The 14,432-nt window shown below is 66.9% G+C and carries 15 protein-coding genes and 1 pseudogene; 13 read left to right on the plus strand and 3 right to left on the minus strand.

Going from position 1 to position 14,432, the window contains the following annotated elements:
* The first annotated feature begins 14 nt into the window (after nucleotides 1-14).
* A complete protein-coding gene (locus EL249_RS08690; RefSeq protein WP_040530963.1) occupies nucleotides 15-227 on the plus strand; it encodes an AbrB/MazE/SpoVT family DNA-binding domain-containing protein in 213 nt (70 codons plus the stop codon).
* Between the two features lie 59 nt (nucleotides 228-286).
* Complete coding sequence (locus EL249_RS08695) at nucleotides 287-745, plus strand: hypothetical protein (protein ID WP_005673064.1); 459 nt, start codon at nucleotides 287-289, stop codon at nucleotides 743-745.
* Nucleotides 746-1,160: 415 nt separating this feature from the next.
* Here EL249_RS08695 and EL249_RS08700 read toward each other — a convergent pair whose 3' ends face one another.
* Nucleotides 1,161-1,757, minus strand: a complete 597-nt coding sequence (locus EL249_RS08700; RefSeq protein ID WP_005673062.1) for a hypothetical protein — start codon at nucleotides 1,755-1,757, stop codon at nucleotides 1,161-1,163.
* Between the two features lie 130 nt (nucleotides 1,758-1,887).
* On the opposite strand from EL249_RS08700, the gene dusA reads away from it, so the two are divergent.
* A complete protein-coding gene (gene dusA, locus EL249_RS08705) occupies nucleotides 1,888-3,036 on the plus strand; it encodes a tRNA dihydrouridine(20/20a) synthase DusA (RefSeq protein WP_005673059.1) in 1,149 nt (382 codons plus the stop codon).
* Between the two features lie 62 nt (nucleotides 3,037-3,098).
* Here dusA and EL249_RS08710 read toward each other — a convergent pair whose 3' ends face one another.
* Nucleotides 3,099-3,515, minus strand: a complete 417-nt coding sequence (locus EL249_RS08710) for a DUF2069 domain-containing protein (RefSeq protein WP_040530957.1) — start codon at nucleotides 3,513-3,515, stop codon at nucleotides 3,099-3,101.
* 290 nt (nucleotides 3,516-3,805) lie between these two features.
* Here EL249_RS08710 and EL249_RS08715 point away from each other — a divergent pair, with 290 nt between their 5' ends.
* The 5 genes from EL249_RS08715 (at nucleotide 3,806) to rlmD (ending at nucleotide 8,228) form a co-directional block, all read left to right on the plus strand.
* Nucleotides 3,806-4,294, plus strand: coding sequence for a CBS domain-containing protein (locus tag EL249_RS08715; protein WP_040529762.1), 489 nt, complete (start codon nucleotides 3,806-3,808; stop codon nucleotides 4,292-4,294).
* A gap of 71 nt (nucleotides 4,295-4,365) precedes the next feature.
* Complete coding sequence (gene surE / locus EL249_RS08720) at nucleotides 4,366-5,106, plus strand: 5'/3'-nucleotidase SurE (protein WP_005673056.1); 741 nt, start codon at nucleotides 4,366-4,368, stop codon at nucleotides 5,104-5,106.
* On the plus strand, nucleotides 5,094-5,789 hold the full coding sequence (locus EL249_RS08725) for a protein-L-isoaspartate(D-aspartate) O-methyltransferase (protein ID WP_005673055.1): 696 nt from the start codon (nucleotides 5,094-5,096) through the stop codon (nucleotides 5,787-5,789). The genes surE and EL249_RS08725 overlap by 13 nt, the downstream gene beginning before the upstream one ends.
* Nucleotides 5,790-5,815: 26 nt before the next feature.
* Nucleotides 5,816-6,778 (plus strand): murein hydrolase activator EnvC family protein, encoded by a 963-nt coding sequence (locus tag EL249_RS08730; RefSeq protein WP_005673054.1) that lies wholly within the window; start codon nucleotides 5,816-5,818, stop codon nucleotides 6,776-6,778.
* 28 nt (nucleotides 6,779-6,806) lie between these two features.
* Nucleotides 6,807-8,228: a 23S rRNA (uracil(1939)-C(5))-methyltransferase RlmD gene (rlmD, locus tag EL249_RS08735; protein ID WP_005673053.1), complete on the plus strand. Its 1,422-nt coding sequence runs from the start codon at nucleotides 6,807-6,809 to the stop codon at nucleotides 8,226-8,228.
* Between the two features lie 72 nt (nucleotides 8,229-8,300).
* Here rlmD and EL249_RS08740 read toward each other — a convergent pair whose 3' ends face one another.
* A complete protein-coding gene (locus EL249_RS08740) occupies nucleotides 8,301-8,996 on the minus strand; it encodes a Bax inhibitor-1/YccA family protein (RefSeq protein WP_005673052.1) in 696 nt (231 codons plus the stop codon).
* 331 nt (nucleotides 8,997-9,327) lie between these two features.
* Between EL249_RS08740 and ndk the strand changes: the two genes are divergently transcribed.
* From ndk to ispG, 5 genes and pseudogenes are all read left to right on the plus strand, one after another.
* The gene (gene ndk / locus EL249_RS08745; RefSeq protein ID WP_040529760.1) at nucleotides 9,328-9,753 is read left to right on the plus strand and encodes a nucleoside-diphosphate kinase; all 426 of its coding nucleotides are present in this window, start codon (nucleotides 9,328-9,330) and stop codon (nucleotides 9,751-9,753) included.
* Nucleotides 9,754-10,044: 291 nt separating this feature from the next.
* A pseudogene (gene rlmN, locus EL249_RS08750) lies at nucleotides 10,045-11,157 on the plus strand (dual-specificity RNA methyltransferase RlmN); the annotation flags it as partial.
* Nucleotides 11,158-11,385: 228 nt separating this feature from the next.
* The gene (gene pilW / locus EL249_RS08755; protein WP_050781813.1) at nucleotides 11,386-12,381 is read left to right on the plus strand and encodes a type IV pilus biogenesis/stability protein PilW; all 996 of its coding nucleotides are present in this window, start codon (nucleotides 11,386-11,388) and stop codon (nucleotides 12,379-12,381) included.
* Entirely contained in the window at nucleotides 12,359-13,003 is a 645-nt protein-coding gene (locus EL249_RS08760; RefSeq protein WP_169311662.1) for a helix-turn-helix domain-containing protein, read from the plus strand. The genes pilW and EL249_RS08760 overlap by 23 nt, the downstream gene beginning before the upstream one ends.
* Nucleotides 13,004-13,021: 18 nt before the next feature.
* On the plus strand, nucleotides 13,022-14,314 hold the full coding sequence (gene ispG, locus EL249_RS08765) for a flavodoxin-dependent (E)-4-hydroxy-3-methylbut-2-enyl-diphosphate synthase (protein ID WP_005673047.1): 1,293 nt from the start codon (nucleotides 13,022-13,024) through the stop codon (nucleotides 14,312-14,314).
* Nucleotides 14,315-14,432: the final 118 nt, after the last annotated feature.

Raw genomic sequence — 14,432 nt, forward strand, 5'->3', positions numbered from 1 at the left:
CGGAAGGAGGTGGCATGTCGTCTCTCGCAGTCACGATGAAAGGAGAGGTCACGCTCGAGCGGGAGCTGCTTCAGCATCTGGGGGTCAGGCCCGGTGAGCGGATCGAGTTCGACAAGATGCCGGGGGGCGAGATCCGGATCAGGGCGGCGCGGCCGACCGGGTCAATCAATGACTTCATCGGCCGGCATGCCGGCAAGGTCAGCAAGCCGATCAGCCTCGGGGATTGACACGGCTGAACGTGTTCTGTAGCCTCAATCGCAGGTTTCAAGGCTCAAGGAGTCCCATCATGTTTCCCGGACGCCCCGTCCCTCAACAACAAAATCCCTGGGAACTGGCTCCCGAGGTCTACGTCGCCCGTGGCCGCAACCTCGGCAGGGACGAGGGATTCCAGCAAGGCCGCAACGCTGGATGGAACCAGGCCGTCAGGCAGGCCAACCAGGTCATCGAGCAGCAACAGCAGATGATTGAGGATCTGCAGCAGCAGCTGCAGGCTCGGGTGGAACTGGAGGAATATAACCAGCAGGTTCTTCTGTGCAGTGTCTACCTTGATGCGATTGAATCTCTGCGCGACGAGAATCCAGAGGCCCGGAAGGCCATTCTGCGCGCCTTCAAGAAGCGCTATCTACGCGAGACGGAAGAAAGTCTGAAGGATGGAACTCTCCATGGTCAGATCCACCAGGATGCGCAGTTTCTGAGGGAAGCGCCTCGAACCAGCAGGTTCATTCATGAGGCCCTGATGAGCTGATTCGACGCCCATCACTGAATCATTGCCCCGGCTGCATGTTCTGCAGGCCGGGGCAAATTGTTTTATGACTTTGTTTTCTTTGAACTCCCCGGCGCAGTCCCCTGACCACCCTGCAGGGTCTGGTTGCCCTTGCTGTTCACGTTGCCAGCTTTCTTGCTCGCTGGCCCCTTCACCGCTTCTTCCTTTTCGGGTCTACGCAAGGGGTTGAATATACGCTGGCCCGTCGAACCCGCCATCTGACTCCGCACACTCTGCACCGCGTTGCTCTCCCCTGGATCCGATATCCCTCCCCCTATCCACGACAGCACCGTACCCGGCAGCATCTGCGGCAACGCAAAACAGGGGTCAAATGGGCTTCGCTTTCGCAATTCAGAATGGCGGAAGGGCGCATGGGGTCAGGCATCCTGAATGTTCATCATGCCTGGGATGCCAGGCCTTCCGGCAGCACCCCGTCCTTCAGCAACTGCACGAAGCCGGCCTGGCTCAGGCGGTGGCGTTCACGCCGGCTGATGCGGCCCTGATCGTAGTGGTACAGCTCGATGTCGACCCAGCCGGAGGCGGTGCCAGAGGCCGTATCGGCGCCATCCTCCGGGGCTGACGGGGTCTCGTCATCCAGGGCTTCGTCCGTCTGGCTGGCTTCTTCCAGCGCCTCGGGCAGGGCGCCGGCATCGGGCTGGGCGTCCAGCACCATGACCGAGCGGCGCAGCCGGGGCAGGGCTTCCTGCCACGGCAGGGTGTGGACGATGGCGGGTTCGTGCATCAGCTGCCCGCGCGAGAAGGCGTAGGCGGGCGGATTGCCCTGCGTGTAGACAGTGCGGGTGATGCGTTCGGCGGCGGTGGGCTTGCGGCCCAGGCGCTCGGCCAGTTCCTGGTTGGCGGCGCGGTCCATGCGGGTGTCCAGGCTGATGTCCAGCGGCGCGCGGAAGGACTCGTGCACGCCGAAGCACCAGCCCTGGGCATAGCCATCGACGAATTCGGCGTTGAGGGTTTCGGTGCGGCGGGCTCGGCTCATGGTGGACAGGGGGCGTTGGAACGGACTGCCGGGGATGTTAACGTGAACGATGGGGATGGCGGGGAACGGAACATCGGCCGCCGCCGGTTCACTCTAGAATGCGCTTTCCCCCTTGTCTGGTGCCTGTCCGATGTCCGTTGCCCCTTCCGCCCTTGTCCTTCCTGCCGGTTTCCGCGTCTCGGTGGCGCCGATGATGGACTGGACCGATCGCCATTGCCGCAGCTTTCACCGGCTGCTGTCGCGGCGCACCTGGCTGTATACCGAGATGGTGACGGCGCAGGCCATTGCGCACGGCGATCTGGACCATCTGCTGGGGCGGGGCGAGGAGGGCGACCGGGTGGTGCTGCAGCTGGGCGGCAATGATCCGCAGTTGCTGGCGCGGGCCGCACGTGAGGGGCAGGCCTATGGCTACGACGAGATCAACCTAAATTGCGGCTGCCCCAGTGACCGGGTACGCGAGGGGGCCTTTGGCGCCTGCCTGATGGCCGAGCCCGAGCGGGTGGCGGATTGCGTGGCGGCGATGCAGGCGGTGGTGCAGGTGCCGGTGACAGTCAAGCATCGCATCGGCATCGACCGGCGCGAGGACTACGAGTTCGTGCATCACTTCGTGGACGTGGTGGCCGCGGCCGGCTGCCGCCGCTTTGTGGTGCACGCGCGCAATGCCTGGCTGGACGGGCTGGACCCGAAGCAGAACCGCGAGATTCCGCCGCTGCGCTATGAGGTGGTGCACCGGCTGGCGCAGGATTTTCCGCATTGTGCCTTCGAGCTGAACGGCGGGCTGCAGGACCTGGCGCACGGGCTGGCGGCGGTGTGTCCGACGGAGGCATCAGGCCCGGATTCGGAAACAGCTTCCGAAGGGCCGGCCGTGGTGGATGCGATGGCGGGGGCCGAGGCCGACAGCCCCGCCACGCGGCTGGTGGGCGCAATGTATGGCCGTCGTGCCTACCATGACCCCTGGCTGCTGGCCGGGGTGGATGACTGGTTGGCCCGGCACGCGGCAGAAGCGCCGGTGACAGACGCGGCGCAACCACTGACCCGGGCCGCGGTGGTGGCGGCGCTGGTGGGCTATCTGGAACGGGGCGCAGCGCACGGGGTGGAGGTACGCCACCTGGCGCGGCACGTGCTGGGGCTGTATCTGGGTCATCCGGCGGCACGGCTGTGGCGGCGGATGCTGAGCGAGAGCCGGGCGCTGTCGCGCAATGATCCCGGCCTGCTGCGCGAAGCCTGCACCGCGGTGGAGGCCGAGGCGGCCAGGGTGGCCCAGGGCCGGGGCGTGTGACACGACCGCTTCGGGCCGTCAGGTGTCCGGTGTGCCCGTGCCGTGTCAGGACGCATGCTGTTTCAGCGCTGTCCGGACGGAGCTGAAGCCCAGGCGCGGTAGCTGCGCACGTAGAGCATCAGGGTGGCGTAGCTGCCGGCGGCCAGCGCGGTTTCGATCCATCCCAGGGTGGACGAGAAGCCCGGGTCGCTCATGCCGCGCACGATGCCTTCACACAGGTACAGCAGGATCAGCATGGTCCAGAGCTGATAGGCGCGCACCCAGCCGCGCCACAGGGCCGGCAGCACGAAGACGAGCGGCACCACTTTCAGGGCCAGCATTGAGCCGCCCGGACGCAGCGGGGCCAGCCACAGTTCCCACAGGCTGCCCAGCAGGATCAGCGCAGCCACCAGGACGACCGTCAGCAGGCGCCAGCGCCGGCAGGCGGCGCGCAGGGCGGCCGGATCGGAGGGGATGAGGGCAGGACGGGAACGGGGCATGGCAGCGGCAGGGCGGGAACGGGGCATGGCAGCGGCAGGGCGGTTGAGGAAGGTGCTGGGAGGCGGTGGCTGGAGCAGCGTCTGGACGCTTTGTGATGCGGGAAGCCAACCCCCGAAGATAGCAGGCTCTGCGCATGGGCCCATGCGGCCAGCGCAGAAGGCAGCACGCGGCGGGTTGCCAAAGGCCGGGGGCGCGATGGAAATTTGCTACAGTGCTGGCCTGGCCATGGCCCGTGGATGCAGCAAGGTTCGGGCAGGGGCCGGAAACAGGAATGACAAGGAGAATCGTCGTGATCGTTGCCGATATTCTGAGCCTGAAGGGCACCACGCTCTTTACGGTCAACCCCGACATGATGCTGTCCGACGCCGTGTTGACCATGGACGAGCATGATATCGGCTCGGTGGCCGTGATGGAAAACGGCAAGCTGGTGGGCATGCTCACCTTCCGGGAGGTGGTGCGGATGCTGGCGCGCCGCCAGCTGGAGCGCCGCAGTGGCCCCACCCGGCCGGTGGCCGAGATCCGTGTGTCCGACGTGATGGTGTCCGACCCGGTGGTGGTGACGCCGTCGACGGAGGTGAACGAGCTGCGCCGGGTGATGGTGGAATCGCACGCCCGCTATGTGCCGGTGATGGACGATGGGGTGCTGCTGGGCATCCTCTCCTTCCATGATGTGGCCCGTTCGGTGCTGGAGGCCCAGAGCTTCGAGAACAGGATGCTGAAGGCCTACATCCGCGACTGGCCGCAGGACGAGAACAACACCCAGGGTGGCGGGCTCTGAGGCGGTGCACGGATGCGACGCTGCAGGGGCGTGTCGCGCAGCCGGCGGCCCGGCATTGATAGAATGATCCGATGCGGATACTGATCAGTAATGATGACGGTTATTTTTCGCCGGGCATCGAGGCATTGGCCAGCGCGCTGGCCAATCTGGGAGAAGTCGTCGTCTTCGCGCCGGAGCGCGACCGTTCGGGCGCGTCCAACTCGCTCACGCTGAGCCGGCCGCTGACGGTGCGCAAGGCACCCAACGGCTTCCATTTCGTCGATGGCACGCCCACCGACTGCGTGCACGTGGCCGTCACCGGCCTGCTGGACGGGCCGCCTGACCTGGTGGTCTCGGGCATCAACGACGGCGCCAACATGGGCGACGACACCATCTATTCCGGCACGGTGGCAGCAGCCACCGAGGGCTACCTGCTGGGCGTGCCCTCCATCGCCTTCTCGCTGGTGGACAAGGGCTATGCGCACCTGGACACGGCAATGCGCGTGGCGCGCGAGCTGGTGGTGCGGCAGCTGGCCGATCCCTGGCCGGAGCCGGTGCTGCTCAACGTCAACATTCCGTCCGTGCCGTATGAGGAACTGAAGGGTTACGAGGTGACGCGGCTGGGACGGCGGCATCACACCGAGCCGGTCATTCCGGCGCTGAACCCGCGCGGCGAGACGGTCTACTGGATCGGCAAGGCCGGGCCGGTGGCGGACAACGGGGAAGGCACGGACTTCCACGCCACGGCGCAGGGCAAGGTGTCGATCAGCCCGCTGCAGATCGACCTGACTTCCACGGCCCAGCTGGAAAAGACCCGGCAATGGTTGGCGTGATCCAGCGTTCCGACAGCGACGGTCTGGTTTCCGAGCGTGCGCGGCTGCGCATGGTCGAGCAGCTGGCGCATCAGGGCATCGATTCCGAGCTGGTGCTGGGCGCCATGAAGAAGGTGCCGCGCCACCTGTTCGTCGAGCAGGGGCTGGCCAGCCGGGCCTATGAGGACGTGGCGCTGCCCATCGGGCACGGCCAGACCATCTCCCGGCCGTCCACGGTGGCGCGGATGCTCTGGCTGCTGGCGGAATCGGTGCGGCCCCAGGAGGTGCGCAAGCTGCGGGCGCTGGAGATCGGCACCGGCTGTGGCTATCAGGCGACCGTGATGGCCCGGCTGTTTGCGGACGTGGTGTCGGTGGAGCGGGTACACTGGCTGCATGAGCTGGCCAAGGTCAATGTGCGTCCGTTCCGGCTGCCCAATCTGCGCCTGATTTTCGGGGACGGCACGGCGGGCGTGACGGCCGGGGCTCCCTATGATGTGGTGATCAGTGCTGCGGCCAGCGAGTCGATCTCGAAGGACTGGCTGCGGCAGATGGCGGTGGGCGGGCGTCTGGTGGCGCCTGTCAAGGCACCCGACAGCGACATGCAGACCCTGCATGTGGTGGATCGGGTAAGCCCGGACGAATGGTCGCTGACGGTTCTGGATCCGGTACGATTCGTACCGCTGCGTGCCGGCGTTGCCCGGTAGGTGGCGAAGACGGAGGAATTTTCTGCATGAAAAGCGATGCGCTGAAGAAACAGTCGCACCTGTTGCTGTGGGTTTCCGTGGCTTTGCTGCTGGGCGGATGTGCGGCCACGCGGCCTGCGCCGGTGGTTCACCGCACCAGTCCGGGACCGGCGCCGGTGGCGACGGCTCCCCAGCCTGCACCGGTGGTGCCCGCCATGGACGGGCATTCCGCTGATCCGGGCCGTGTGGCCGATGCCGGCACGGCCGGCGACGAGGGGCAGGCTGACGAGGGCGCCGCAGAGGTCACGCCCATCTATCAGGGTGCCATCAATGCCCCGGGCAAGTACGGCGCGCCGCAGGATCCGAACCTGAAGGTGGGGCCGCAGGGCATGAAACGCCCCTACGGGACACCCAAGCCCACGGTGGTGGCGCAGGCGCCGGCCGATGCGGGCCTGAGCGTTCAGGGTACAGCCGCCGCGGGTGCGGCTGGTGCGGCTGGTGCTGCGGGCGCGAAGGGCGCTGCGGCATCGGCCAAGGATGCAGGCAAGGACGCCGCGAAGGACGCAAAGGATGTGAAGGACGCGGGCAAGGATGCGCAGGCCGCCAAGGCGCCGCCCGTGCCGTCAGCCACCCGCAATTTCGATGGCGTGCGCTTCAGTTGGCCGGTGGGTGGCCGTGTGGTGCAGCCTTTCGATGGCGTCTCCAACAAGGGCCTGCTGCTGTCGGGCAAGGTGGGTGACGCCGTGCTGGCGGCCGCCGATGGCCGGGTGATCTTCAGCGGCCAGGGCCCGCGGGGCTATGGCAACCTGATCATCATCAAGCACAGCAACGAGATGCTGTCGGTCTATGCCCACAACCGCAGCCTGGCGGTGAAGGAAGGCCAGCAGGTCACGCGCGGTCAGAAGATCGCCGAGCTGGGCGATGCCGGCAATGGCCAGCCTGCGCTGCACTTCGAGGTGCGTCAGGGCGGCAAGCCGGTGGATCCGGCTGGCGTGCTGCCCAAGCGTTGATGTCCTCCTTCATGGGTTTTCATCGTCCTTGAGCAACACCCTTCTGGAAACGTCTGGCAGACCGTCTGCCAGCGCCGTCCCGGCCGAGCCGGTCCGCTGTCACATCGAGTCGGTCGACCTGGATGGGCAGGGCATCGCGCACCGGGACGGCAAGGTGGTCTTCGTGCAGGGCGGGCTGCCCGGCGAGGAGATCGAGGCGCGCCTGGTGCGCAGCAAGCCGCGCTACGACGTGGCCGAGATCGCGGCCATCCGCCGCCCCAATCCGAACCGCGTGGCACCCCGGTGCCCGCACTACGGCACCTGTGGCGGCTGCAACCTGCAGCATGCCGACCTGCGTGCGCAGGTGGCCTTCAAGCAGCGGGTGCTGGAAGACACGCTCTGGCACCTGGGGCGGGTGCGACCAGCGCAGATGCTGGCGCCCATCGAAGGCCCCACCTGGGGCTACCGCTTTCGCGCCCGGCTGGCAGTGCGCGACGTGCCGTCACGCGGCGGGGTGCTGATCGGCTTTCACGAGAAGAAGTCCAGCTACGTGGCCGATCTGGACGAGTGTTCGGTGCTGCCGGCGCAGGTCTCGGTGCTGCTGCCGGCCCTGAAGGCGCTGGTCGAGTCGCTGTCCATCCGCAACCGCATGCCGCAGATCGAGGTGGCGGTGGGCGACTGTCAGCGGCCCCCCCGGCATCCGCTGGCACTGGTGTTCCGCACGCTGCTGCCGCTGAGCGGCAAGGACCGCAACCGCCTGATTGCCTTTGGCCGCGAGCATGGCGCCGAGATCTGGCAGCAACCGGGCGGACCGGACACGGCGCGCCTGCTGTGCGACGCCGAAGGGCGCACCGATGGCACGTCGGCACTGGCCTACGAACTGCCCGAATTCGGCATCCGCATTCCTTTCGGTCCCACCGACTTCACCCAGGTCAATGCCGGCATCAACCGTCAGCTGCTGAGCCGTGCGGTGCAGATGCTGGACCCTCGGCCCGAGCACCGGGTGGTGGATCTCTTCTGTGGCCTGGGCAATTTCACGCTGCCGCTGGCCACGCGCGCACGCCAGGTCATCGGTGTGGAAGGGGTGAAGGCGCTGGTGGAGCGTGGCCGCCAGAATGCGCTGGCCAACCGCCATGCCTTGCTGGCGCCACCCGGCAACGACGGGGTGCAGTTCCGCGTGGCCAATCTGTTCGAGTTCGACCGGGCGGCCTGGCAGGCGCTGGGGCGCGTGGACCGGTTGCTGATCGATCCTCCGCGCGACGGCGCGCTGGCCGTGGCCCGGGTACTGGCGGCACTGCCGCCCGAGCAGCGCCCGGCCCGGATGGTCTATGTGTCATGCAACCCGGCCACGCTGGCACGCGACCTGGGCCTGATGGTGAACGAGGGCAAATGGCGGGTGCGGATGGCCGGCGTGGCCAACATGTTCCCGCACACGGCACATGTGGAGTCGATTGCGCTGCTGGAGGCATGAAAAAACCGGCCCAGCAGAGGTGCGGGGCCGGTTGAAGGGGGTCTGCCCAAGAGGCAGACCGGCGGAGAGAGATCAGTCGTTGTTGCCGCCAGCAATCCCGAAGAGGGCCAGCAGGTTGCTGAACACGTTGTACAGGTTGATGTAGACCGACAGCGTGGCCATGACGTAGTTGGTCTCGCCCCCGGTGACGACCCGGTTCAGGTCGAACAGGATGAACAGCGAGAAGACGACCGTGGCCAGCAGCGAGATGGTGAGCATCAGCGCCGGGATCTGCAGGAAGATGTTGGCAAATGCCGCCAGCAGGATGACGATCATGCCCACGAAGAGCCAGCGCCCCATGCCGGAGAAGTCACGCTTGGAGACGGTGGCGATGGTGGCCATGGCGCCGAAGATGACGGCGGTGCTGCCGAAGGCCATCATGACCAGCGAGGCGCCGTTGCTCATGCCCAGCACGAAGCCCAGCAGGCGCGAGAGCATCAGCCCCATGAAGAAGGTGAAGCCCAGCAGCAGCAGGATGCCGGCGCTGCTGTTGCGGTAGCGGCTGATGCCGAACATGAAGCCCCAGGCGATGGCCAGGAAGGCGATGAAGCTGATGGCCGGGCTGCCCGCGAAGAAGGTGAAGCGCGTGGCCACGCCGATCCAGGCACCGATGACGGTGGGGATCATGGACAGGGCGAGCAGGCCGTAGGTGTTGCGCAGCACGCGATTGCGGGTCTCGGTGCCGACGGCGGTGTTCTGGTACTGGGGTGAGATTTGGTCGATCGCCATTGAATGGTCTCCGGAAAGGGAAGGGGGCCACGGACGGACAATGGGCCGTTGCGGATTATAGACGTCCGAGTGGTTGTTTCGGTTGACGGAATGCGCTTTCCGGCCTGTCGGGGCGACCTTTCGTCATCAGGGCTCAGGTGAGGGCGGACGGGCCTTGCTGCAAGGGTGGCAGCCAGAATGGTCAGGCAACCGGTGTTCGCCCGAAAACCACCTTCCATCGGCCGCCAATCCGCTATAATGGACGATTGTTCTGACCCTGCGAATGGCATTCGTGCCCTCGCACAACCCTCATTTGCCTGCGCTTTTCGGCGTTGGCACAACGGAGCTCACCATGGCTGTTGAAAGAACCCTGTCGATCATCAAACCCGATGCCGTGGCCAAGAATGTCATCGGCCAGATTCTCGCCCGTTTCGAGTCCGCCGGCCTGAAGATCGTGGCTGCCCGCATGATGCAGCTCTCCAAGGCCGAGGCCGAGGCCTTCTACGCCGTCCACAAGGAGCGCCCCTTCTTCAAGGATCTGGTTGCCTTCATGGTGTCCGGTCCCGTGATGGTGCAAGTGCTGGAAGGCGAGAACGCCATCCTGCGCAACCGTGAGCTGATGGGCGCCACCGATCCGAAGAAAGCCGAGAAAGGCTCGATCCGTGCCGATTTCGCCGACAGCATCGACGCCAACGCCGTGCACGGTTCGGACGCTCCGGAAACGGCTGCCAACGAAATCGCCTTCTTCTTCCCCTCGATGCAGATCTGCTCGCGCTGAGCACATCGCTTCATCCTTGCCGGGGTGATCCGGTCACCCGGTCTCCCGGCGTCGCGCAAGGTGCGGGCGTCCGGGTCTGATGTCAGGAGATACTGCATGCAAGCCCCCCTGGCCCAGCGGGAAACCCGCCCGGAACCCGCTTCCGCCTTTCTGGATCCCTCCGCTTCGCCGCAGGGCGGACAGGAGGGCGGCACGCCGGTGCAGCCGGCCGTGACCGTCGCGCCCGGGGAGGGCACCACGGCGCCAGCAGCGCCCACCTCCGCGGCCAGGGCGCCCGCCGGGCCCGTCAATCTGCTCGGGCTCGATCGCCAGGGCTTCCTGGATTTCTGCGGGGGCATGGGCGAAAAGCCCTTCCGTGCCCACCAGCTCATGCGCTGGGTGCACCAGCGTGGCGTGGCCGACTGGTCAGCCATGACCGATCTGGCCCGCAGCTTCCGCGAGCGCCTTCAGGACAAGGCCCTGATCCAGGCGCCGTCGGTGCTGAAGGATCACACCGCCCCCGATGCCACACGCAAGTGGCTCTTCGACGTGGGGGCCGGCAATGCCGTCGAGGCCGTCTTCATCCCCGAAGCCCGTCGCGGCACGCTCTGCGTGTCCTCGCAGGCTGGGTGTGCGGTCAACTGCAGCTTCTGCTCCACCGGCAAGCAGGGCTTCTCGCGCAACCTCAACACGGCCGAGATCCTCGGTCAGATCTGGCTGGCCAACCAGCTCTTGCGCCAGCCCGGTGCGCAGCCCCGCTGGGGCGGCGCCGACGACATGGCCCAGCTCGACGAGGACGTCGACGATGCCGGCGCGCTGCGCCCCATCAGCAACATCGTCTTCATGGGCATGGGCGAGCCGCTGCTGAACTACAACGCGCTGCTGCCCGCCCTGCGGGCGTTGCTGGACGACCACGGTTACGGGCTTTCACGCCGCCGGGTCACGGTTTCCACCTCCGGTGTGGTGCCGCTGATCGACCGTCTGTCGGAAGACTGCCCGGTGGCACTGGCAGTTTCGCTGCATGCCAGCAACGATACGCTGCGCGACCAGCTTGTGCCGCTCAATCGCAAGTATCCTCTGAAGGAATTGCTGGCTGCCTGCCAGCGGTACCTGAAGGTGGCGCCGCGGGATTTCATCACCTTCGAATACGTGATGCTCAAGGACATCAACGATTCGGTGGCGCATGCCCGGGAACTGGCGGCGCTGGTGGCTGATGTACCCTGCAAGTTCAACCTGATTCCGTTCAACCCGTTCCCGAACTCCGGGCTGTCGCGGTCTTCCGACCGGACCATCCGCCAGTTCGGTGATGTGCTGCTGAGGGCAGGCATCGTCACCACGGTGCGACGCACGCGTGGCGACGAGATCGATGCCGCCTGCGGGCAGCTGGCAGGCGAAGTGGTCGACCGCACGCGGCTGCGCGAGCGCACGGTGCAGTTCCACCGGCCTGCAGCACGTCAGGGCGGGCGGCCTGGCGGAAACGGGCAGCCGGCACGGGCCTGAACGCGGTCGTGACTGCTGCTCGGGTCAGGGCAGGCTGCTGGGCCGGAGCTCGACGGTCCGGGCCGGGCGTCGTGTGCCGGCCGGCTTGAGGGCCTGGACCAGGTGCGCAGGGTGCAGCGGCAGGACGCAACGAAATTTTTCTCGGATAGGACCATGAAGCAACAAGCACAATCGATCGGAACCGACAACCTGGCCGGAACGGGCATGGCAGCCGCCCGCACGATGACCACGATGCGCGTTCGACGTGCCCTGGCGGGTCGCAAGGTGGCCCTGGTGCTGGCTCTGGGCCTGGGTCTGGCCGGATGCGTCACCACCGAGACCGTCGACAACAAGGGCGGTGGCCGTCCTGCCGGCGGAACGGCGGCCGAAGGCGTCTCTTCGGTCAGCAGCCAGGTCTCGCCGGCCGAAGAGAAGCGCCGTCGTGCCCGCATCCGTCTGGAGCTGGCCGTCAACCACTACCAGGGCGGCAACATGCCGCTGGCGCTGCAGGAAATCGACCAGGCCATCCGGATCGACCCCGACTACGCAGCCGCTCATGGCATGCGCGGTCTGGTCTATGCGGCCATGAACGATTCCGAGAAGGCCGACGCCAACTTCCGTCAGGGCCTGAAGCTGTCGCCGAAGGATCCCGAGCTGAACAACAACTACGGCTGGTACCTGTGCCAGACGGGCCGTCAGCGTGAATCCATCCGTTACTTCGACGTGGCGGCTGCCGATCACGCCTACACCACGCCTGCCAAGCCGCTGCACAACGCCGGCATCTGCCTGATGCAGATGGGTGACGAGAGCGGCGCCGAGGGCTATCTGCTGCGCGCGTTCAAGGTGGATCCGTCCAACGCCGTGGCCATGTACAACCTGGCCGAGCTGTACCTGAAACGCGGCACCTACGATCGCGCCAAGTTCTATTCCGACCGCCTGCTGGCCACCTACCAGCCCACGGCCGAGACGCTGTGGCAAGGCATTCGCGTGGCTCGTCTGGGCAACAACACGGCCTATGCCCACCAGCTGATCGATCAGCTGCGCCGGCGCTACCCGCAGTCGCCCGAGGCAACGCGTCTGGGGCAGCAGGGGGGCGACAACGAGCCGCAGACCTACCAGGGCGGGGCACCGTCCAGCAATGGCCCGCATGATCCCGAGAACGGGCAGTGACATGTCGGCCGAGCCGAGGATCGACGTGCCGGCGCCCGAGCGCGCCGGTCTGCCCCGTGTGACCCTTCCCGCTGATCTGCAGTCCGCCCGCGAGGCGCGCCGCTGGAGCCGGCTGGACGTGGCCCGTCTGACCAAGTTCCAGGTGCGGCAGATTGCTGCACTGGAAGAAGGCCATTTTGACCAGTTGCCCGGCCGCGCCTTCGTGCGCGCAGCGTTGCGCAACTACGCCGCCGTGCTGGAGATGGATGCCACGCCGCTGCTGGCCACCATCGGCGGCCATGCCGAGCCGGCGCCGCTCACCGTGCGACTGCGTTATTCCGAGGCGGCCCTGCAGGCCGACATGGGCGCCGAGTACGAGCCCGCCAACCGCAGCCGCGCCAGCCGCTGGTTCTGGGGCATGGCCAGCCTGGCGGCCGTGGTGGCCCTGGGTGTCTGGTATGGCAGCATGGACAACGGGCACTGGCAGCCCCGCCAGTGGCTCGATGGCTTCATGTCGGCCGACAAGCCGGTAGAATCATCGCCTTCTGTGCGTCGCGCCTCCGGCAAGGTCACCGAGCCGGTCACCTGGAGCTGGGCGCCCGCAGAGCAGGCACCTGCCGCCGGTGCGGCAGGTTCGGAGTGAAGCTACCCAGACTGGAAGATGACTGCACACGCAGGCGAAGAAAGGCCCTCGACCACCCATCCCGATCCCATGCCGGTAGGCCCCGGACAGCGCCGCCGCACCCGCCAGGTGGTGGTGCGCTGGGATGACAACCAGGTCCTGATCGGCAGCGACGGACCGGTGGTCGTGCAGTCGATGACCAACACCGACACCGCCGAGGCCATCGCCACGGCCATCCAGACCCGCGCGCTGGCCAAGGCCGGCTCCGAGCTGGTCCGCATCACCGTCAACACCCCGGCCGCCGCAGCCGAAGTCCCCGCCATCCGCGAACAGCTCGATCGCATGGGCTGCAAGGTGCCGCTGGTGGGCGACTTCCACTACAACGGCCACAAGCTGCTGCACGACTTCCCCGAGTGCGCTGAGGCACTGTCCAAGTACCGCATCAACCCGGGCAACGTGGGCAGCAGCGCCAAGCGTGACGACAACTACCGCGCCATGGTCGAGGCCGCCTGCCGTCACGGCAAACCGGTGCGCATCGGCGTCAACTGGGGCTCGCTTGACCAGTCCGTGCTGGCGCGCCTGATGGACGCCAACTCGGCCCGCGCCCAGCCCTGGGACGCCCAGGCCGTTATGCGCGAGGCGCTTGTCACCTCTGCCATCGAAAGCGCCCAGGAGGCCGAACGCATCGGCCTTCCCGGCGACGCCATCGTGCTGTCGGCCAAGGTCTCCAACGTGCAGGACGTGGTGGCCGTCTATACCGAACTGGCCCGCCGCTGCGACTACCCGCTGCACGTCGGCCTGACCGAAGCCGGCATGGGCAGCAAGGGCATCGTGGCCTCTTCCGCCGCGCTGTCGCTGCTGCTGCAGCAGGGCATCGGCGACACCATCCGCATCTCGCTCACGCCTGAGCCGGGCGGCGACCGCAGCAAGGAAGTGGTGGTCGCACAGGAGATCCTGCAGTCGCTGGGCCTGCGCTCGTTTGCCCCCATGGTGGTGGCCTGCCCGGGCTGCGGCCGCACCAGCAGCACATTCTTCCAGGAACTGGCCGACCGCATCCAGCGCTACCTGCGCGAGCAGATGCCGGTCTGGAGCACGCAGTATCCGGGCGTGGAGAACATGAACGTGGCCGTCATGGGCTGCATCGTCAACGGCCCGGGCGAGTCCAAGCACGCCGACATCGGCATCTCGTTGCCTGGTGCCGACGAGTCCCCGGTGGCGCCGGTCTACATCGACGGCGAGCGCACCGTGACCCTGAAGGGCGACCACATCGCCGAAGAGTTCCAGGCCATCGTCGAGAACTACGTCGAGCGCCGCTACGGCGCCAAGGCATAAGCGCTTTCCGGGGAGTAGGGCGTCTTCCATCGAAGTCTTCCTCCAGCAATCGCAGCGCTTCGGGGTGGGGTGCCTCCACAGGCGCTCTGGAAGCGAAGCGGACAGCATGAGCCGAGGA

This window comes from Lautropia mirabilis (assembly GCF_900637555.1).
GTDB classification, from domain to species: domain Bacteria; phylum Pseudomonadota; class Gammaproteobacteria; order Burkholderiales; family Burkholderiaceae_E; genus Lautropia; species Lautropia mirabilis.

Excerpts from the sequence above, each read along its gene's own strand:
- EL249_RS08740 (WP_005673052.1), bottom strand. The coding sequence starts at position 8,996 with ATGGCGATCGACCAAATCTCACCCCAGTACCAGAACACCGCCGTCGGC.
- dusA (WP_005673059.1), top strand. The coding sequence starts at position 1,888 with ATGTCCGTTGCCCCTTCCGCCCTTGTCCTTCCTGCCGGTTTCCGCGTC.
- pilW (WP_050781813.1), top strand. The coding sequence starts at position 11,386 with ATGAAGCAACAAGCACAATCGATCGGAACCGACAACCTGGCCGGAACG.
- EL249_RS08700 (WP_005673062.1), bottom strand. The coding sequence starts at position 1,757 with ATGAGCCGAGCCCGCCGCACCGAAACCCTCAACGCCGAATTCGTCGAT.
- EL249_RS08690 (WP_040530963.1), top strand. The coding sequence starts at position 15 with ATGTCGTCTCTCGCAGTCACGATGAAAGGAGAGGTCACGCTCGAGCGG.
- EL249_RS08710 (WP_040530957.1), bottom strand. The coding sequence starts at position 3,515 with ATGCCCCGTTCCCGTCCTGCCCTCATCCCCTCCGATCCGGCCGCCCTG.
- EL249_RS08730 (WP_005673054.1), top strand. The coding sequence starts at position 5,816 with ATGAAAAGCGATGCGCTGAAGAAACAGTCGCACCTGTTGCTGTGGGTT.
- EL249_RS08725 (WP_005673055.1), top strand. The coding sequence starts at position 5,094 with ATGGTTGGCGTGATCCAGCGTTCCGACAGCGACGGTCTGGTTTCCGAG.
- EL249_RS08760 (WP_169311662.1), top strand. The coding sequence starts at position 12,359 with ATGATCCCGAGAACGGGCAGTGACATGTCGGCCGAGCCGAGGATCGAC.
- EL249_RS08695 (WP_005673064.1), top strand. The coding sequence starts at position 287 with ATGTTTCCCGGACGCCCCGTCCCTCAACAACAAAATCCCTGGGAACTG.
- surE (WP_005673056.1), top strand. The coding sequence starts at position 4,366 with ATGCGGATACTGATCAGTAATGATGACGGTTATTTTTCGCCGGGCATC.
- ndk (WP_040529760.1), top strand. The coding sequence starts at position 9,328 with ATGGCTGTTGAAAGAACCCTGTCGATCATCAAACCCGATGCCGTGGCC.
- ispG (WP_005673047.1), top strand. The coding sequence starts at position 13,022 with ATGACTGCACACGCAGGCGAAGAAAGGCCCTCGACCACCCATCCCGAT.